Origin of the sequence: Psychrobacillus sp. FSL K6-2843 (assembly GCF_038626375.1) — a bacterium.
GTDB classification, from domain to species: Bacteria; Bacillota; Bacilli; order Bacillales_A; family Planococcaceae; genus Psychrobacillus; species Psychrobacillus faecigallinarum.
Genome location: NZ_CP152021.1, coordinates 2,418,049 through 2,434,138, shown reverse-complemented (window position 1 = coordinate 2,434,138; position 16,090 = coordinate 2,418,049). Strand labels below are relative to the sequence as shown.

General features: G+C 36.9%; 17 protein-coding genes and 1 other annotated feature. Of the genes, 15 read left to right on the top strand and 2 right to left on the bottom strand.

Annotation, left to right across the window (positions count from 1 at the left end):
- The first annotated feature begins 20 nt into the window (after positions 1 to 20).
- The 14 genes from MKY94_RS12345 to MKY94_RS12280 all read left to right on the top strand — a co-directional run bounded on the left by MKY94_RS12345 (position 21) and on the right by MKY94_RS12280 (position 13,794).
- A complete protein-coding gene (locus MKY94_RS12345; RefSeq protein WP_342577118.1) occupies positions 21 to 2,456 on the top strand; it encodes an ATP-dependent RecD-like DNA helicase in 2,436 nt (811 codons plus the stop codon).
- Positions 2,457 to 2,494: 38 nt separating this feature from the next.
- Positions 2,495 to 2,708: a binding site (T-box leader), on the top strand.
- Between the two features lie 46 nt (positions 2,709 to 2,754).
- The gene (gene alaS / locus MKY94_RS12340; protein WP_342577117.1) at positions 2,755 to 5,388 is read left to right on the top strand and encodes an alanine--tRNA ligase; all 2,634 of its coding nucleotides are present in this window, start codon (positions 2,755 to 2,757) and stop codon (positions 5,386 to 5,388) included.
- Between the two features lie 76 nt (positions 5,389 to 5,464).
- A complete protein-coding gene (locus tag MKY94_RS12335; protein ID WP_053588802.1) occupies positions 5,465 to 5,731 on the top strand; it encodes an IreB family regulatory phosphoprotein in 267 nt (88 codons plus the stop codon).
- Positions 5,732 to 5,733: 2 nt separating this feature from the next.
- Positions 5,734 to 6,153: a Holliday junction resolvase RuvX gene (gene ruvX / locus MKY94_RS12330; protein WP_144535789.1), complete on the top strand. Its 420-nt coding sequence runs from the start codon at positions 5,734 to 5,736 to the stop codon at positions 6,151 to 6,153.
- An 11-nt stretch (positions 6,154 to 6,164) separates the two neighbouring features.
- Positions 6,165 to 6,458: a DUF1292 domain-containing protein gene (locus MKY94_RS12325; protein ID WP_144535791.1), complete on the top strand. Its 294-nt coding sequence runs from the start codon at positions 6,165 to 6,167 to the stop codon at positions 6,456 to 6,458.
- Positions 6,459 to 6,555: 97 nt separating this feature from the next.
- Positions 6,556 to 7,674, top strand: coding sequence for an endolytic transglycosylase MltG (gene mltG / locus MKY94_RS12320; protein ID WP_151109368.1), 1,119 nt, complete (start codon positions 6,556 to 6,558; stop codon positions 7,672 to 7,674).
- 192 nt (positions 7,675 to 7,866) lie between these two features.
- Positions 7,867 to 8,502, top strand: a complete 636-nt coding sequence (locus MKY94_RS12315; RefSeq protein WP_144535795.1) for an O-methyltransferase — start codon at positions 7,867 to 7,869, stop codon at positions 8,500 to 8,502.
- Positions 8,503 to 8,507: 5 nt separating this feature from the next.
- Positions 8,508 to 9,437: a peptidase U32 family protein gene (locus MKY94_RS12310; protein WP_191696846.1), complete on the top strand. Its 930-nt coding sequence runs from the start codon at positions 8,508 to 8,510 to the stop codon at positions 9,435 to 9,437.
- Positions 9,438 to 9,493: 56 nt separating this feature from the next.
- Positions 9,494 to 10,768: a U32 family peptidase gene (locus tag MKY94_RS12305; protein ID WP_151113632.1), complete on the top strand. Its 1,275-nt coding sequence runs from the start codon at positions 9,494 to 9,496 to the stop codon at positions 10,766 to 10,768.
- Positions 10,768 to 11,406, top strand: coding sequence for a uridine kinase (gene udk, locus MKY94_RS12300; RefSeq protein WP_144535799.1), 639 nt, complete (start codon positions 10,768 to 10,770; stop codon positions 11,404 to 11,406). Before MKY94_RS12305 ends, udk begins: the two co-directional genes overlap by 1 nt.
- 112 nt (positions 11,407 to 11,518) lie before the next feature.
- Positions 11,519 to 11,992, top strand: a complete 474-nt coding sequence (gene greA, locus MKY94_RS12295) for a transcription elongation factor GreA (protein ID WP_144535801.1) — start codon at positions 11,519 to 11,521, stop codon at positions 11,990 to 11,992.
- Positions 11,993 to 12,160: 168 nt separating this feature from the next.
- The gene (locus MKY94_RS12290) at positions 12,161 to 12,826 is read left to right on the top strand and encodes a YrrS family protein (RefSeq protein ID WP_151109372.1); all 666 of its coding nucleotides are present in this window, start codon (positions 12,161 to 12,163) and stop codon (positions 12,824 to 12,826) included.
- Positions 12,827 to 12,909: 83 nt separating this feature from the next.
- The gene (mtnN, locus tag MKY94_RS12285; RefSeq protein WP_144535805.1) at positions 12,910 to 13,602 is read left to right on the top strand and encodes a 5'-methylthioadenosine/S-adenosylhomocysteine nucleosidase; all 693 of its coding nucleotides are present in this window, start codon (positions 12,910 to 12,912) and stop codon (positions 13,600 to 13,602) included.
- A 63-nt stretch (positions 13,603 to 13,665) separates the two neighbouring features.
- The gene (locus tag MKY94_RS12280; protein ID WP_260866568.1) at positions 13,666 to 13,794 is read left to right on the top strand and encodes a hypothetical protein; all 129 of its coding nucleotides are present in this window, start codon (positions 13,666 to 13,668) and stop codon (positions 13,792 to 13,794) included.
- Between the two features lie 6 nt (positions 13,795 to 13,800).
- Here MKY94_RS12280 and sigK read toward each other — a convergent pair whose 3' ends face one another.
- Positions 13,801 to 14,529, bottom strand: coding sequence for an RNA polymerase sporulation sigma factor SigK (sigK, locus tag MKY94_RS12275; RefSeq protein ID WP_144537143.1), 729 nt, complete (start codon positions 14,527 to 14,529; stop codon positions 13,801 to 13,803).
- A 113-nt stretch (positions 14,530 to 14,642) separates the two neighbouring features.
- Positions 14,643 to 15,182, bottom strand: a complete 540-nt coding sequence (pssA, locus tag MKY94_RS12270) for a CDP-diacylglycerol--serine O-phosphatidyltransferase (RefSeq protein ID WP_144535807.1) — start codon at positions 15,180 to 15,182, stop codon at positions 14,643 to 14,645.
- A gap of 88 nt (positions 15,183 to 15,270) precedes the next feature.
- Here pssA and MKY94_RS12265 point away from each other — a divergent pair, with 88 nt between their 5' ends.
- Positions 15,271 to 16,053, top strand: a complete 783-nt coding sequence (locus tag MKY94_RS12265; RefSeq protein ID WP_151109374.1) for a phosphatidylserine decarboxylase — start codon at positions 15,271 to 15,273, stop codon at positions 16,051 to 16,053.
- The last annotated feature ends 37 nt before the right edge of the window (positions 16,054 to 16,090 follow it).

The window sequence follows — 16,090 nt, the reverse complement described above, 5'->3', positions numbered from 1 at the left end:
AAAGTTAGGAGGCGGTTGTGATGACAAAAGAAATGATTAATAATGAAAAGCAATTTATTGCTGGTCGACCAATCGTCTCTATTTTTCATAATCCCCAAAACCTGTTCTCCATCATTAAATTAAAAGTAAAATCAACAAATACCGTATATAAAGAGAAAGAAATAATTGTAACTGGTTATTTTCCTCCATTGGTTTTGGAAGAGGCATATAAATTTACTGGTTATATTAAAAATCATCCTAAGTATGGGGTTCAATTTCAGGTAGAAACTTTTCAAAAAGAAGTTCCTGCTACTGAGACAGGTATAGTCCATTATCTTTCAAGTGATATGTTTCCTGGAATAGGGAGAAAGACTGCTGAGCAGATTGTGAAAAAGCTTGGAGAAAATGCGATCAATCGAATTTTAGATGACCCTTCTGCATTGGATATTATTCCAAGGTTGGCAGAGGAAAAGAAGCAGACAATCAGAGCTACCTTGGAGCAAAATCTAGGCTTGGAAAAAGTAATGATTCAGCTAAATGAATGGGGCTTCGGTCCGCAAATAGCGATGAAAATCTATCAGGTCTATAGAGAAGAAACAATCTCTAAACTAACTGATAATCCATATCGTTTAATAGAGGATGTGGAGGGTGTTGGTTTTGTTCGTGCTGATGAGCTAGGCTATAAGCTTGGCATAAAAGGAAATCATCCGGACCGCATAAAAGCTGCTATCTACCATTTACTTCAATCATCTTCACTGAGTGAGGGACATGTTTTTCAATATGCTGAGCAACTTCTTGAAGACGTTAAAAGAATGCTTGAAAATGCCCAAAGAGAAGAAATCTCTTATGATGCTATAACCAAATGCTGTATTGAACTCGCAGAGGAAAGCCGTATTGTTGGGGAAGTTAACCGATTTTATATTCCTTCTCTATATTTTTCAGAGGTGGGAATCAGTTCGAAAGTGGAAACCTTGTTAACAGAGAAGGACCTTCATCATTTTCCGTTGTCGGAGATTAAAAAGCATTTAGGGGCATTAGAGGAGCGCTTAGGTGTTCAATATGCAAAAACACAAATTAAGGCGATTGAAACAGCTCTGAACTCTACTATAACTCTCTTAACGGGAGGGCCTGGAACCGGGAAAACGACTGTTGTCAGAGGAATCGTAGAGCTCTATGCAGAGCTACATGGACTATCCTTAGATCCAAAACAATGGGCGAAAGAACAAAAGCCGTTTCCTATTGTTTTGGCAGCTCCTACAGGGAGAGCTGCAAAGCGTTTAAGTGAATCGACCGAGCTACCAGCTATGACGATTCATAGACTACTCGGTTTTAATGGGCAAGAAGATAATGATACAGAAGGCAAAGAGATTGAAGGTAGATTAGTAATTATCGATGAGACTTCCATGCTAGACACGTGGCTAGGGCATCAGCTCTTAAAGGCAATCCCCAAAGACGCTCAAGTCATATTTGTAGGTGACCAAGATCAGTTGCCACCTGTTGGTCCGGGTCAGGTATTAAAGGATCTACTGGCTTGTAAAAGGATACCTACAGTGGAGCTTGTCGATATTTATCGTCAATCTGAAGGGTCCTCAATTATTGAGCTAGCACACGAGATGAAAAAAGGAAGTGTGCCTGCAACTCTAACTGCGAAAACTAAGGATCGCTCATTCATCAAGGCTTCTCCGGAACAAATTCCTAAAGTAGTAGAACAAGTCTTGAAAGCAGCATTATCGAAGGGACAATCCATCCGAGAAATTCAGGTTCTAGCTCCTATGTATCGTGGACCGGCTGGGATTGACACGCTAAATAAGATGATTCAAGAAATGGTCAATCCAAATCCAGACGGTACAAGAAAAGAGATGACCTTCGGAGAAACTATTTATCGGATAGGAGATAAAGTACTTCAGCTGGTCAACCAACCAGAAAGTAATGTCTTTAATGGTGATATGGGTGAGGTAGTGGCTCTTTTTAAAGCAAACGAAACAGTGGAAAAGAAAGAGATGCTAGTCGTATCATTTGATGGCAATGAAGTAACATATGAAAAAAATGATTTGAATCAAATTACTCTTGCCTATTGTTGCTCTGTCCATAAGTCACAAGGCAGTGAATTCCAAACGGTTATTATGCCGGTTACTAGAAGCTATATGAAAATGCTTAGACGCAATTTGTTGTATACAGGTATAACAAGAGCAAAAAACTTTTTAATTCTTTGTGGCGATCCGGAAGTTTTTACTTTTGGAGTGAAACGAACGGATGATTTACAGCGTTTAACAACGTTAAAGGAACGTCTTGCGGACGAAGAAACAGTAGAAGATGCAAAATCAATAGCTGAAGAAATAGAAGCAAAAGAAGTTACAAGTCAATCTACGCATGATGATTTAGTCACTACTTATTTATCCTCAGACAATTATCATTCGATTGACCCAATGATTGGCATGAAGGGTATAAATCCCTATCAGTTCTTAGATTCGGATTGACAGAGGACAAATAGTTACTTATAATCAGAATTGTATATATGAAAATGTAGACGGAGAAAGTACTATTGTTAGCTGATTAGAGAAGGGTTCCATGGCTGAAAGAATCCCCAGATTATAACAATTAGGAAAGCTACTTCTGAGTGCAGCTAATACCTGCCGTTTAACCGCGTTAAGGTTTCTTGAGAGACATGGCAGAAATACACTGCTATGTAACTAGGGTGGTACCGCGAAATAATAGCTTTCGTCCCTTTTAGGGATGAGGGCTTTTTTTATTTTATTTTTTTAGGAGGAATGAAAGATGAAACAGTTAACAGGTGCACAAATTAGACAAATGTATTTAGATTTCTTTATCGAAAAAGGCCATACACAAGAGCCTTCAGCGCCACTTGTACCCATTAATGATCCATCATTATTATGGATAAATAGTGGTGTTGCAACTCTAAAAAAATATTTTGATGGACGAGTGATTCCAGATAATCCCCGTATCACCAATGCACAAAAATCAATCCGTACGAATGACATTGAAAATGTGGGAAAGACGGCAAGACACCATACCTTCTTTGAAATGTTAGGGAATTTCTCAATTGGAGAATATTTCAAAAAGGAAGCTATCCACTGGGCGTGGGAATTTCTAACTGATGAAAAATGGATGGCTTTTGAACCCGAAAAACTATCAATTACGATACATCCTGAGGATGAAGAAGCATATGTTATTTGGAGAGATGAGATCGGCATTCCAGAAGAAAGACTTATTCGATTAGAAGGGAATTTCTGGGACATCGGAGAAGGTCCAAGTGGTCCAAACTCCGAAATATTCTATGACCGAGGCGAGTCCTATGGCAATGATATAAATGATCCTGAGCTATATCCAGGAGGAGAAAATGAACGTTATTTAGAAATTTGGAACTTAGTTTTCTCTGAGTTTAACCATAACCCTGATCATACGTACACCCCACTTCCAAAGCAAAACATTGATACAGGCATGGGATTAGAGCGTATGGCTAGTGTGGTGCAAAATGTTCCAACCAACTTCGACACAGATTTATTTATACCTATCATTCGACAAACAGAACAAATTTCTGGAAAAGAATATAGACTAAATAGTGTAGACGACGTTGCATTCAAAGTAATTGCAGATCACATTCGAACTGTTGCTTTTGCGATTGGAGATGGGGCTTTACCTTCAAATGAGGGAAGAGGTTATGTACTTAGAAGGCTACTACGCAGAGCAGTTCGTTTTGCAAAACAGCTAGGAATCGACCAACCATTTTTATTTGAACTAGTGCCTGTAGTAGGAGAAATTATGCAAGATTTCTATCCAGAGGTTACAGAAAAGAAAGATTTTATTATGCGAGTTATTAAAACGGAGGAAGAAAGATTCCACGAAACGTTACATGATGGACTTAGCATTTTAGAAAAGGTTATCGCAGAACAACGAGCTAAGGGAGAATCATTTATTCCTGGTACTACAACCTTCACGTTATATGATACTTATGGCTTTCCTATTGAATTGACCGAAGAATACGCAGAGGAAGCTAATATGACGGTTGACCATGAAGGGTTTAGAGCGGAAATGGAAGCACAGCGTTCTAGAGCACGTGCTGCTCGTCAAAACGTAGATTCCATGCAAGTTCAGTCAGAGGTATTTAGTAACCTTCAAGACGCTAGCGAATTTATAGGCTACGATACTCTTAGTGTAACAACAAAAGTTTCTTCTATAGTTTTGGGGAAAGATCTTGTAAAATCTGCACATGAAGGTGAAGAGGTAAAAGTTATATTAACGCAAACGCCTTTCTATGCTGAAAGTGGTGGGCAGATCGCAGATCATGGTGTAATCGAAAATGATAACTTCCGAGGCTTTGTAAAAGATGTCCAAAAGGCTCCAAACGGACAGAATCTTCATACTGTAGTAATTGAATCAGGAGAAATGATTGTTGAAGCAGAGGTTGTGGCAACAGTGGACCAAAAGCTAAGAGGACTGACGATTAAAAATCACTCTGCTACACATATTTTGCATCAAGCACTAAAAGATGTGTTAGGAAGCCATGTAAACCAAGCGGGCTCATACGTTGGACCCGACCGACTTAGATTTGACTTTTCTCACTTTGGACAAGTTACAAAGGAAGAACTTGAAACAATTGAGCGTATAGTTAACGAGAAGGTGTGGGATAATATTCCGGTAGTAACTGGCTACCATAATATCGATGAAGCTAAAAGTATGGGAGCAATGGCTCTTTTTGGTGAAAAATACGGGGATATAGTTAGAGTCGTTCAGATGGGAACTTATTCTTTAGAGCTTTGCGGTGGTGTACATGTTAAAAATACATCAGAAATTGGCTACTTCAAAATTCTCTCTGAAAGCGGTATTGGAGCAGGAACACGACGAATTGAAGCTGTTACTGGAAAAGGCGCATTTGAGGTTGTCAAGGAAGAGGAACAACTTCTTTCGGAAGCAGCATCATTATTGAAAGCTCAGCCAAAGGATATAGTTATGAAGGTTTCCCAACTACTATTAGATTTAAAAAACATACAACGAGAAAATGAATCCTTATCTGCAAAAATTGCAAATAGTGAAGCAGCATCTGTGTTATCATCAGCACAAACAATTAACAATGTTACCGTGTTATCTGTTAAAGTAGAAGCAAAAGATAACAATCAACTGCGACAAATGATGGATGATCTAAAACAAAAAATGGATAAATCTGTAATAGTTCTAGGAGCAGTGGATGGGGAAAAAGTGATGATTTCTGCAGGCGTGACAAAAGATTTAGTGGGCGGGAACTACCACGCTGGAAATATCGTCAAACTATTAGCAGAACAATGTGGCGGTAAAGGTGGGGGACGTCCAGACTTCGCAATGGCTGGGGCTAAAGACGCAAGCCAACTTGAAACCGCACTTAACTCAGTTTACGAATATATCAAATCAGTTTAAACTTATCCGAAAATAGGGTATACTTAACAAATAACTAAGCAAACTTCATTACCAAATTGAAAGCGAGGTGCTGATCATGAGCTCATTTGATAAAACAATGAAATTTAATTTCCCAGAGGAATCGATGGAACAAGAAGTAAAACATGTGATGCTTCAGGTCCACTCTGCGTTAGAGGAAAAAGGGTATAACTCTATCAATCAAATTGTTGGCTATTTACTTTCTGGTGATCCAGCTTATATTCCTCGCCATCAAGATGCTCGAAATATGATCCGTAAATTAGAACGTGATGAAATTTTAGAGGAGTTAGTCAAGTTCTATATTAAAAAGAATAATGAGGCGTAATTATGAGAATAATGGGTTTAGATGTCGGTTCTCGCACCGTGGGTGTTGCTATAAGTGACGCTCTCGGGTGGACAGCCCAGGGCATAGAAACAATCAAGATTAACGAAGATGTGCAAGAATTTGGAATTGAGCGGATTGATGAATTGGTAAAACAACATCAAGTAAGTGAATTCGTGGTAGGTTTTCCTAAAAACATGAATAACTCGATTGGTCCCCGTGCAGAGGCATCAGAGCAATTTGCCAAGCTGTTAACCGATAAATACAACTTTCCTGTTACATTATGGGATGAACGATTGACAACGATGGCTGCAGAACGTATGTTAATAGATGCGGATGTTAGTCGAAAAAAACGCAAGCAAGTTATTGACAAGATGGCAGCTGTAATGATTTTACAGGGATATCTTGATAGAAAAAACAGATGAGGTGACCACAAATGGACCACGGACAAGAAAATATCACAGTAGTTGATGAAAACGGGAACGAACAGCTTTGTAACGTACTATTTACATTTGAATCAGAGGAATTTGGTAAATCTTATGTACTTTATTATCCAATCGGTGCTGAAGAGGATGAAAACGAAGAAATCGAAATTCATGCTTCTTCCTTTACTCCAAATGAAAACGGAGAAGACGGAGATTTACTTCCTATCGAAGATGATGCTGAGTGGGATATGATTGAAGAAATGTTAAATACGTTTTTAGATGAAACAGAAGAAGACGAAGACTAATTCAAGCTTAAAAAGGATGGACTGAGTATTCTCAAGCCATCCTTTTTCTTTTTGTACAGCATCATGTATAATAAGGGAGAAAAAAGGGGGCAAGCCCGTGGAAAACAAATCTAAAAAAGAGATAATGTTTAATCGAATGAAAAACAAAAAAAAAGAAGTAAAACTTGTTAGAAGAATTGTATTAGTAATCGCCTTATTCATTATACTAGTTGGAGCTATTGGCGGATACATAGGTTATAACTATGTTAAAGGAGCACTTTCACCGATGGATCCAGATTCGACGGAAAAAGTAACGGTGGAAATTCCTATTGGGTCTGGCATTGATAGCATTTCTTCTACACTTGAAAAGAATGGTATTATTAAAGATGCTAGGATATTTAAATACTATGTAAAATTTAATAACCAATCTGATTTTCAGGCTGGCACGTATGATTTATCTAAGGATATGACTTTAGATGAAATTATAGAAAGCCTAAAAACTGGTAAAATATACAGAGAACCACTATTTTCTTTAACAATTCCAGAAGGTTTAACTTTAGAACAAATTGGAGAAGTAATTGAAAAGAAAACAGGGAACTCTTCAAAGGAATTTTTTGAACTAGTTACTAGTGATGAGTTTGTTGAAAGAATGATGGCAAAATATCCTGCATTGCTTACAGAAGAAATTAAAGGCGAAAACGTCCGTTACGCATTAGAAGGTTATTTATATCCATCGACTTATCCTTTTTTCGAAGAAAAACCGACTAATGAAGAGATTGCAGAAATGTTATTAGCACAGACAGATAGAACTATGGCACCTTATTATGAGTTATTACAAGCAGAAGAAAAATCTGTTCACTGGCTTTTGACTTTTGCTTCATTGTTAGAAGAGGAAGCTACTGCTCAAACAGATCGTCAGAAAATTTCTAGTGTGTTTTACAACCGATTAGAGATTGATATGCCATTACAAACAGATCCAACTGTGCTTTATGCTCTAGGCAGTCATAAAGAGCGCGTTTTATATGAGGACTTAGAATATGAAAACCCATATAATACTTACACAAATAAAGGATTACCGCCTGGTCCAATTGCAAATGCCGGGAAGTCCTCCATTGAAGCTGCTTTGGACCCAGAAGATACTGAGTATTTTTATTTCCTAGCTGATAAAGAAGGAAAAAATTATTTCTCCGTCACATATGAGGAACATCTTCAAAAAATTGACGAACATTTAAAATAATAAGCATGCAGGAGAAGGAAGGTTATCGCTTTCCTTCTCCTGCTATGTTATTATTAGATGGGTTTTTTCATTGACCCTGTAATATTAAACAGTTGAATATACTTGTCTATAGGAGTAGAATTTCGAGAAAGTACAAAGACCCTATACACTACATAAGGAACCAACCTGGCATCTAAAAGGAGTAACAAAGCAATGAACATTAGTGAAGACTTTATGAAAAATCTTATTAAACCGAGAGAGTCCATATTAATTGAAATGGAGCAATATGCACTAGAAAACCATGTTCCGATAATGCAACTGTCGGGGATGGAAGCATTACTACAGCTTCTCTCTCTTCAAAAGCCTTCCTCCATTTTAGAACTAGGAACAGCGATTGGTTATTCCTCTATGCGCATGGCTATGAAGCTAGAAGCTACTGAAATTGTTACTGTAGAGCGTGATGAGCATAAGGCAGAACTCGCGAAGGAATATATAAAGCGAGCCAATTTGGATAATCGCATTCAAGTAGTTATTGGTGATGCGTTAGAAATAAATGACGAAGATTTAAATAACCAAAGGTTTGATGCAATATTTATAGATGCTGCAAAAGGACAATATAAAAAATTCTTTGAAAAGTACGCACCTTTGTTAAACGATAGAGGTGTTATTTACTGTGATAACATTTTGTTAAATGGCCTTTCAGAGCTTCCGATGGAGGATGTTCCTAGAAGGAAAAGAACGATGGTGCGCAATCAGCATCAGTTTTTAGAATGGCTATTGCAGCACCCAGATTATGATACAGCATTCTTCCCAGTAGGAGATGGAATGCTAGTCAGTATAAAGAGGTGACATTTATGGATAAAACAGAATTATTAGTGACTCCAAAAAATATTGAGCATATCCGCGAGCTAATTCAGGCAGGAGCAGATGCTTTTTTAGTTGGTGAGCAGTATTTTGGCTTAAGGTTAGCAGGGGAGTTTTCTGTTGAAGAAATAGCTGAGGCGACTAAACTAGTAAGAGAACATAATAAAAAAATCTATGTTGCAATGAATGGTATATTCCATAACGATAAAGTAGATGAGTTAGGTCCATATTTGCAAAAAATGCAAGAAATCGGTGTAGATGCAATAGTATTTGGTGATCCAGCAGTAATCATTGCCAAAAGAGAAGCAGAAGTAACTATACCTCTTCATTGGAATACTGAACAAACAGCAACTAACTTCTTTACCGCAAATTATTGGGGAAAACGTGGAGCAACACGAGCAGTGTTGGCTCGCGAGCTTAGCTTGGAAGAAGTTATTGAAATTAAAGAAAACGCTGAAGTAGAAATTGAGGCACAAGTACATGGAATGACATGTATGTTTCAATCAAAACGTTCATTAATCGGAAACTACTTTCTTTTTCAAGATAAAGCAATGGAAGTGGAAAATCGCTCTCAAAACAATAATATGTTTTTACATGATAAAGAGCGTTCGAATAAATATCCTATTTACGAAGATCAAAATGGAACACACATCTTTAGTCCAAATGATATTTGTATGATTGATGAGCTAGATGAATTTTTGGATGCAGAAGTGGATAGTTTGAAAATTGATGGTATTTTTCACGAGGCGTCTTATGTCACAGAAGTAACTGGCTACTACCGTCAGGCAATTGATGCATATTACGAATCACGAACTGCATACAAGGAACTTAAAAAAGAATTACTCAAAAAAATCGAAGCTATTCAACCGCCGCTTAGACCTTTGGATACCGGTTTCTATTTTAAAGAAACAGTATATTAATTGCTTAGCTCGTAGCTGAATTGTATTTTCAGTTTAGAAAGGAAAGAATACATGTGATAAGCACCAGAATAGATCATATTAGTGAATTAGTCGACGGTAAACGTGTTATTACCAAAAAGCCTGAGTTATTGGCGCCAGCAGGAAGTCTAGAAAAGTTAAAAATTGCTGTTCATTATGGAGCAGATGCAGTTTTTATAGGTGGTCAAGAGTTTGGTTTGCGCTCGAACGCAGGTAACTTTTCTATTCAAGAAATGCGCGAAGGGGTGGAATTTGCCAAACGCTATGGGGCAAAAATCTATGTAACGACTAACATTTTTGCTCATAATGAAAATATGCAAGGACTTGAGACATATTTAAAGTCTATAGAAGATGCGGGAGTTACAGGAATTATTGTAGCCGATCCATTAATCATAGAAACATGTAGAAATGCGGCTCCTAAGCTTGAAATCCATTTAAGCACTCAACAATCGCTTTCAAATTGGAAGGCGGTTCAATATTGGAAGGAAGAGGGCTTACATCGCGTTGTTTTAGCTCGTGAGACTAGCGGTGAAGAGATTAAACTAATGAAAGAAAAAGTGGATATAGAAATTGAGACATTCATCCATGGTGCTATGTGTATTGCTTATAGTGGTAGATGTACACTTTCTAACCATATGACTGCTCGTGATTCTAACAGAGGTGGTTGTTGTCAATCATGTAGATGGGATTATGATTTATATGAGACAGATTCAAATAGTGAGGAAAAAGCGTTGTTTGAGGAAGAAGATATTCCTTTTGCAATGAGTCCGAAAGACTTGAAGCTTGTTGAATCTATTCCTAAGATGATCGAAATGGGTATTGATTCCCTCAAAGTGGAAGGACGCATGAAGTCTATTCACTATATTGCCACGGTTATTAGTGTATACCGTAAAGTAATCGATGCGTATTGTATTGACCCGGCGAACTTTGTAATGAAGCAAGAATGGTTGTACGAGCTTGAAAAATGTGCAAACCGAGAAGCAGATACAGCTTTCTTCGAGGGAGAGCCAGGCGTTGAACAACAAATGTATGGAGTTCACGACAAAAAACTAGGATATGATTTTGTAGGATTAGTGCTTGATTATAACGAGGAAACACAAGTTGTGACGTTACAGCAAAGAAACTATTTTAAGCCTGGAGATGAAGTAGAGTTTTTTGGTCCTGAAATTGATAACGTACGTCTAGTAATCGAAGAGATTAAAAACGAAAAGGGTCAGAAATTGGATGCGGCAAGACATCCTTTGGAAATTGTTCAATTTTATTGCCCTGTAAAATTATATCCAAACAACATGATGAGAAAGGGGTTAAAATAATGGCTAAACGCACTCCGCTTATCATTGGTATCACTGGTGGTTCCGGTTCCGGAAAAACTAGCGTTACCCACGCAATTAGTGAAGTTTTTAAAGACCATTCTGTAGTAGTTATTGAACAAGATTATTATTATAAAGACCAAAGCCATTTGGCATTTGAAGAAAGACTAAATACAAATTACGATCATCCCTTCGCTTTTGACAATGACTTGCTTATTCAGCATGTAAACGATTTGTTAAACGACAAAGCTATTGAAAAACCAATTTATGATTATGCTCAGCATACTCGATCAAGTGAAACAATCTTAATCGAGCCAAAGGATGTTATCATTTTAGAAGGAATTTTAGTGTTAGAGGACGAGCGTTTAAGAAATTTGATGGATATAAAGTTATTCGTAGATACAGATTCCGATTTACGCATTATTCGAAGAATATTACGTGATATTCATGAAAGAGGCCGTACAGTAGAATCTGTAGTAGAGCAATATTTAACGGTAGTTCGTCCGATGCATAATCAATTTATCGAACCAACTAAAAGATATGCAGACGTAATCATCCCTGAAGGTGGTCAAAATGAGGTGGCCATCGATTTAATGGTTACAAAAATAAAAACTATTCTTGAAACTAATGCTATTGTATAATATGATGATGAAAGATTTACAAATATTTCATTAAATTCATATCAAATTAACTTAATGCATATGAATAGGAAATGTATGTTTATAAAGAGGGTATTTAAAGGAGTGTATGGAAGTGTCAACTGAGAAACAATTTCCGATGACCGTTGCAGGTAAGCTTAAACTAGAAGAAGAACTAGAAGTATTGAAAACGGTAAAACGTAAAGAAGTAGTAGAACGTATTAAAATTGCTCGTAGCTTTGGGGATCTATCTGAGAATTCAGAATATGATTCTGCTAAAGAAGACCAAGCATTCGTAGAAGGAAGAATTTCTACCATTGAATCCATGATAAGAAACGCTGTTATCATCGAAGAGGAAGGCAATAATGATATCGTTTCTTTAGGAAAAACGGTTACTTTCGTTGAAATACCAGATGGTGATGAAGAAAGCTATACAATCGTTGGATCTGCAGAAGCCGATCCTTTAGAAGGACTTATCTCAAACGATTCACCAATTGCTAAAGGCCTTTTAGGAAAGAGCACTGGAGATAAAGTGAAAATCATTACTCCGGGTGGAGAAATGGACGTAGAAATCATCTCTATTTCATAATTGGAAGATATTTTATACAAGAGGGGGTAAACAATTTATGTTTGCCCCTTTTTTGCCGTCTTGATAGTATTAAAGTTGATAGACAAAAGTGGGTAATTAAAATGAAACTTAAACCTTTTATTCGCGTCTATTAAATTATAGTTCTCTATCTTTAAAAGGAGGAAGAGTATGCCAGACCAAAACCAAAGAGTTAATTCGCGCTTAAACAATCGAAAGAAAAAAAACAATACAATTTTGAATGTGTTAATCGGAATAGTACTTCTGTTAATTATTGTAGTTATAGTTAATTTAGTGACAAGTGATGATGACAAAAACAACAGTGCAACAGGGAAAGAGGATACTGAATCTGTTTCAGATATCAAAGACTCTGAAGAAGTGCCAGAACAAGATAAAGAATTGACTACGGAAGAAATTGAAGAAGATAGTGAACAAAATGAGCCCACAACGGAAGACAATGATTCAGCTAATGAACCAGATTCTTCTACCAATAGCTCTCTTGTAACGACAGAAGAATCAGGAGATCCCAATGTTGAATCTGTTATGGTAGACTCGTCCTGGGAGCCCATCGGCACGTCACAAGCGGGTGAACATGTTTCAAGCTATGACAAGGATTCGGTAGATTGGAAGGAAAAGGTCGATGCTCTAGCTTACGCTGCAAACTTAGATCCTTCTAGTATGTATGTTAAATTCCTAGGCAATGGAGGTAGCCCTCAAAAGTCTATAGGAACTGTTACATCTAAGGATGGTTCTGAAATTTATCGAATATCGTTAGAATGGGTTGAAGGACAGGGATGGAAGCCAACTAAAAAAGAAAAGCTCAAAGCTGTAAAATAACATTATAAATTGGGAGCGGTACTTGACTAAAGTGCCGCTCTCCTTTACTTTAAAAGAAGTACTTTTTGAAAGGGGTTATTATTATGAAGATTGCAGTAATCGGAGCAATGGAAGAAGAAGTGGAACTATTAAGAAATACGATTGAGAATTCAGAGACTAAAGAAATTGCAAATAGTGAATTTACAACTGGTACATATAAAAATCATGAGATTATATTGTTGAAAAGTGGAATTGGTAAAGTAAATGCAGCGATGTCTACAGCTATTCTCTTGAATGAGTATAAGCCCGACTATGTGATCAATACAGGTTCAGCGGGTGGATATGACCCTCATCTAGAAGTAGGAGCAATAGTCATCTCAGATGAAGTGAGATATCACGACGTAGACGTTACTGCTTTTGGATATGAAATAGGACAAGTACCTCAGCTACCACCTGCATTTAAATCCGATGAGCGTTTAATGAAGCTTGCAGAAGATGCTGTAAATGAAATTGGTGAACACCAAGCAGCTACTGGCTTAATTGCGACAGGTGATACATTTATGCATAACCCAGACAAAGTTGAAATTGTTCGAAACTACTTTCCTAAGATGAAAGCGTGTGAAATGGAAGCGGCAGCTGTTGCACAGGTTTGTCACCAATTTTCAGTGCCTTTTGTGGTAATTCGTGCATTATCTGACATTGCCGGTAAAGAATCATCAATCAGTTTTGATGAGTTTTTACCTGTAGCAGCAAAGCATTCGACAGAAATAGTATTACAAGTAATTGGGAACATTTAAGTTGTCATTATTTTGACAAACTAAGGCATAGAATACATATAATTTGCATTTCCATTATATGCTATGATGAAGGTATCAAAACGCTTTCACATCAGTCTAGGGGGAGATCAAATGGTTTTTATTATGGCTATGTCTGTTTTAGTTACAGCTGTTTTAGCATTTGTAATGATTGCAGAAACAAGTGAAGATTAAGTTCCTCTAAGCTCTTTTGGTGTTTGATGCATCAAGAGAGTTTTTTTCATGAACATAATATTGATATAATTTGACGAGTGCACGCTTTTCTATTCGTGAGACATAGCTTCTGGATATTTTTAATTGTTTGGAAATCTCTTTTTGTGTCATCGGCTCATGACCTAATAGTCCATACCGACGCACGATGATATCAAGCTCTCGTTTTTCTAACTGAGATAAGTGTTTATATAATCGATTTGTATCCTCCTCTTCAACAAGCTGTTCGTCAGAGCTTTTGTCTAGCCCTTGCAGTAAATCAGTTATTTCTAAGGAATGACCATCCTTATCCATTCCGATTGGCTCATGTAAAGAAATATCCTTTTGTACTTTTTTTAATGAACGTAAGTACATTAGAATCTCATTTTCAATACAGCGTGCTGCATAAGTAGCTAATTTTGTTTTTTTGGTAGGTGTATAGCTATTTACGGCTTTCATCAGACCAATTGTTCCTATTGATATATAGTCGTCTAAAAGCTCGTGTTTAGGGTGAAATTTTTTTACTACATGCGCTACAAGACGCATATTACGCTCTATTAGTTCATCTCTTGCTGTAAGGTCTCCATCTAGAAAACGTTGAATCATTACTTGTTCTTCTTCCGGGGAGAGTGGTTGATGGAACGCCTGCCCTTTCAAATACCCTAGCACAAGTGGCAAATCGATGACAATGTTTATAAATGCGGTTAGAAGACCAGAAATCTTTTTCACCTCCATCTAGTTATACATTCAATATATGTGCAAATCCGACAAAATATGAAAAAAACGACTGCATTTGCAGTCGCTTCTAGAAAATATTATTTCTTGAAATTGTATTAAACTTTTCTCAATGTAAAAGTGCTAATCATTAAAAGTGCAAGTATAATAAATAAGAACATAAAGGTAACAGGTGGAACTAAGTCGATTGCAAAATAGGAAAGAGTCAGAATAACTCCGGCTACGGTAATCGGAAGACCTGTAAAAAATCCATTTGACTCTGAAATATTGAAGCGTGCCAATCTAAAAGCTCCACACGCGATGTATATAACAGTTATAATCATTCCTGCAACACTAAAATTTTGTAATACTAATGAGTACATTAAAAGTGCGGGTGCTATTCCAAAAGAAATAATATCGCTCATAGAATCTAATTGTTTGCCTAGCTCGGATTCCAAGTTGAATCTCCTAGCTACCATTCCGTCAAAACGATCTAATAAACCTGCTATAAATATAAATAATACGCTAAAAGAGTAGTATTCATTTACTGTAGCCATAATAGCTGCTCCACCAAACGCTAGATTGCCAATCGTAATCATATTGGCAGCTTGTGTTTTCAGTTTTTTTAATGTTTGAGTCATAGCATTTTGTAAATACATTGCAAATCACTCCTTTACAAATAACATATTTGTTCATTATACTTCGAGTAAACAAAAATTGTAAGTAAATCTTTATAGGGAGACCAAAATGAAAGAAAAATTATACCAATCTATGATTGAATTAACAAATGGTAGATGGTCATCATCTTTAATCAAAGGTTTTGCCCAGTCTAATCTTAGCAAAAAAGTTATACCCGCTTACATTAAATATTTTAATATAGATATAGATGAAATACCATGTCATGTCCATGAATTTTTGACATTACATGATTTTTTTATTCGTTCATTAAAAAAAGATAGTAGAATGATAGATCAAAGTGAGTCTGGAATAATAAGCCCTGTCGACGCAACCATTGAAACTTTTGGTGATATAACGTATGATGGAATTTTTCATGTTAAGGGAAAAGCGTATACGCTTTATGATATGCTCGGCTCCACAAAAATAGGTAAAGAATATGAGAATGGTAAGTTTATGATCTTATATCTTAGTCCTGCTGAATATCATCGCATTCATGCCCCGGTAGACGGTAAGGTTACTCGGCAATATTTGCTAGGAAAGAAATCTTTTCCAGTCAACAAATGGGGCTTAGCATATGGAAAGGAAACAATTAGTGGAAACTATCGTTTGTTGACTGAGCTCCAGATGCCCAATGAAAAGCACTGCTTCCATGTTAAGGTGGGGGCTATGTTTGTGAATTCCATCGAACTAACAAACAAAGGCACCGAATGGAGAAAAGGAGAGGAAGTGGGATATTTTTCCTTTGGCTCGACTGTTGTCTTATTGTTTCAAGAAGGCAGTATCGAGTTCTCCAAAGAAATTGGTCCAGGAAAGTTTGTTCAAATGGGTGAGAAAGTCGCAAATATGCTATAATCGTTAAAGAAAAAGTGTCGAATTGGAGTGTTCGTCT